The 3,180-nt window shown below is 30.5% G+C and carries 4 protein-coding genes; 3 read left to right on the top strand and 1 reads right to left on the bottom strand.

Annotation, left to right across the window (positions count from 1 at the left end):
* Positions 1–163: 163 nt before the first annotated feature.
* Positions 164–721, bottom strand: a complete 558-nt coding sequence (locus J7M77_RS09910; RefSeq protein WP_296878036.1) for a histidine phosphatase family protein — start codon at positions 719–721, stop codon at positions 164–166.
* 189 nt (positions 722–910) lie between these two features.
* Here J7M77_RS09910 and J7M77_RS09915 point away from each other — a divergent pair, with 189 nt between their 5' ends.
* The 3 genes from J7M77_RS09915 to J7M77_RS09925 all read left to right on the top strand — a co-directional run.
* A complete protein-coding gene (locus tag J7M77_RS09915; RefSeq protein ID WP_296878038.1) occupies positions 911–1,759 on the top strand; it encodes an aldo/keto reductase in 849 nt (282 codons plus the stop codon).
* Positions 1,760–1,774: 15 nt separating this feature from the next.
* On the top strand, positions 1,775–2,620 hold the full coding sequence (locus J7M77_RS09920) for an aldo/keto reductase (protein ID WP_296878039.1): 846 nt from the start codon (positions 1,775–1,777) through the stop codon (positions 2,618–2,620).
* Positions 2,621–2,627: 7 nt separating this feature from the next.
* On the top strand, positions 2,628–3,180 hold a 553-nt coding region (locus J7M77_RS09925), incomplete at its 3' end, for an alpha/beta hydrolase (RefSeq protein ID WP_367236983.1).

Genomic DNA, 3,180 nt, shown 5'->3' on the forward strand with positions numbered 1-3,180 from the left:
GGAAAACCTTACTTAAATCGGAGGATCATAGCCTTAGTTGGGACGATTAAATCGGAGAACCATAGCCTTAGTTGGAAAGTAGATTTTATTAAAAGCAGAGATGGTCTTTTGACATTCTCTGTTTTTATTTTAAATAAAAAGCCAAGTTTTTAATACTTAGCTTTTAGATGTTTAAAACTTCAATAAATTTAAATTCGTTATGATCAAATTGAAAATGCAAGATACAGCAATTTGAAAACTTATTACCATTCAATAATTCTTCTGGATTGCCTAAATGTGAAAGAAAACAGCGACAAGCACCAGCATGACTAACGGCTAAAACAGTCTGGTGATCGGGTTTATTCATAATATCAGTTAATGTTTTTACCATTCTATCTTGTACTTGTTTTTTAGTTTCGCCACCATAAATCGGAAAAAATTCATCGTATTTTTCAATTGGCGGATTTAAATCTTCACTTTCAGCTTCAAAAATACCAAAATTTCTTTCTTTTAAACCTTTTAATCGCTGATATGGTAGATCACTAATAATTTCTAAAGTATCACAACACCTTTCGGCAGTACTTGAATAACAGTGATCAAAATCAATTTTGCTTAAAAGTACTTTAGCTTGAGTGGCTTGTTGAATTCCTTTTTCAGTAAGCGGGGAATCACACCAACCCTGAATTTTTCTTCGTTGATTAAATAACGTTTCCCCATGTCTAATAAGATATAGATTTTTCATTGATTTACCTCCTGGTATCATATATTTTAATCTTATTTGATCAAGTTGTATATATTTTTATTAACTAATAGTATAAATATATTAACGATCTTTTCACTATTTATTTATGTTATAGCAGTTTTCAATATCGTTATTGTACTTTTTATAAGTATAAAGATAGAATAATAGTAACAAAAGGAGGAAATAGTGATGAAATCATTTGAATTAAACAATCAGGTTTTGATCCCTGCAGTTGGCTTTGGAGTATTTATGGTTCCTAATGATGGACCAACTTACGAAGTTACTTTAACTGCTTTAAAAGCAGGGTATCGTCATATTGATACTGCTGCTGCATATATGAATGAAAGTGATGTAGGCAAAGCAATTAAGGATAGCGGCATTGACCGTCAAGAAATTTTTATTACTTCTAAATTATGGTTACAAGATTATGGTTATGAAAATGCAAAAATGGGAATTGAAAATTCACTTAGGTTATTACAAGTAGATTATATTGATTTATATTTATTACATCAGCCTTATGGTGATTATTTAGGAGCCTGGAAAGCATTAGAAGAGGCTTATGAAGCTGGTAAAATTAAAGCTATTGGTATTTCTAATGTAACTGTTAATTTATGGAATAAATTTAAAAATGGGATGAAAATCAAACCGGCTGTTAATCAGGTTGAATTTAATCCATTTACGCAACAAAAGGAATTAAGAAAAGTAATGGCTGAAGATAAGATTCGTTTAGAAGCCTGGTTTCCATTAGGACATGGTAATAAAGATTTATTAGAAAATGAAACTATTGTAACATTAGCTAATAAATATCATAAAAATGCTGGACAAATTATTTTAAGATGGATCTACCAGGAAGGAGTTATTTCTTTACCAAAATCAACTAATCCTGAAAGAATTAAAGGAAATATTGATATTTTTGATTTTGAATTAACGGAAGCTGAAATGCAGGCTATTCAAGCATTAGATAAAGGAAAAGGAACTCATGATCCTGAAGATCCAAGCAATGAAACACGATTAAATGCTTTAAAAATTCATGATTAAAAGGAGAAAATAATAATGGAATATGTAACATTAAATAATGGTATTAAAATGCCTAAAGCTGGTTTTGGAGTATTTCAAATTAAAGATCAAAATGAATGTGAACAAGTTGTTTTAGATGCGATTGAAGCTGGATATCGTTTGATCGATACCGCTCAATCTTATGGAAATGAAGAAGCGGTTGGTAAAGCTATCAAAAAAGCAGCAGTTGATCGAAGTGAGTTATTTATTACAACTAAAGTATGGATCAGTAATTATGGTTATGATAAAGCTAAAGCATCAGTAGAAGAATCATTAAAGAAAATGCAGTTAGATTATTTGGATTTAGTTTTATTGCATCAGCCATTTAAAGATTATCATGGGGCTTATCGAGCTTTGATTGATTTATATCATGAAGGAAAAATTAGAGCTATTGGTGTATCTAATTTCTATCCTGATCGTTTGGTTGACTTATGTTTAGATAGTGATGTGATTCCTGCAGCTAATCAAGTTGAAGTCAATCCATTTCATCAACAAGATCAAGCTTTAACCTATAATCAAAAATATGGCGTACAAATGCAGGCCTGGGCCCCTTTTGCAGAAGGTAAAAATGGAATTTTTACTAATGAAACCTTAATGGAAATTGGTAAAAAATATCATAAATCAGTTGGACAGGTAATTTTAAGATGGCTAGTACAAAGAGGAATTGTGCCTTTAGCTAAAACAGTACGCAAAGAAAGAATGCAAGAAAATATTGATATCTTTGATTTTGAATTAAGTCAGGAAGATATGGAAACAATTGCTGCTATGAATAAAGATACTAGTTCATTTTTCTCACATTATGATCCAGCAACAGTAGAAATGATTTGTGGTTTAAAAAGATAAACTAAAAATGAATAAATTAATTACAAAACAGACTACGGTTCAAGAAGTAATAGAATTAATGTCATTTTGTAAAGAGGCTAGACTTATCTTTCCCGTTGATCGACCTATTAAAAAGGAAATGACATTAAAACAAATTAGTTCACCAGATATTTATTTATGGTATAGTCATATTTATGTTGAAAAAACAATTGAAGTAATAGAAGCACTTTATCAAAATAGTAAAAAATACCCAATTTTTTATCATATTTACTCAAAGGAAGAAAGATTAAAAGACCCTTCTAAAAATAATACTGGACTATTCTTTTTCAAAGGAAAAAAGAATGCCCCGTTTGCTTTATGTAATGCTGGTGGTGGTTTTGTTTATGTAGGAGCTTTACACGACAGTTTTCCTCATGCCTTGTATTTAAGTAAAAAGGGCTATAATGCATTTGTCTTGATCTATCGGATCAATCATCCTTATGATGATCTAGCTAAAGCTATTTCTTTTATTTATCACCATCGTCAAAGCTTAGAAGTTGATTCAAATCATTATTCCGTTTGGGGTGGTTCGGCCGGGGCTA

This window comes from Thomasclavelia sp. (assembly GCF_017889095.1).
GTDB lineage: Bacteria > Bacillota_I > Bacilli_A > Erysipelotrichales > Coprobacillaceae > Thomasclavelia.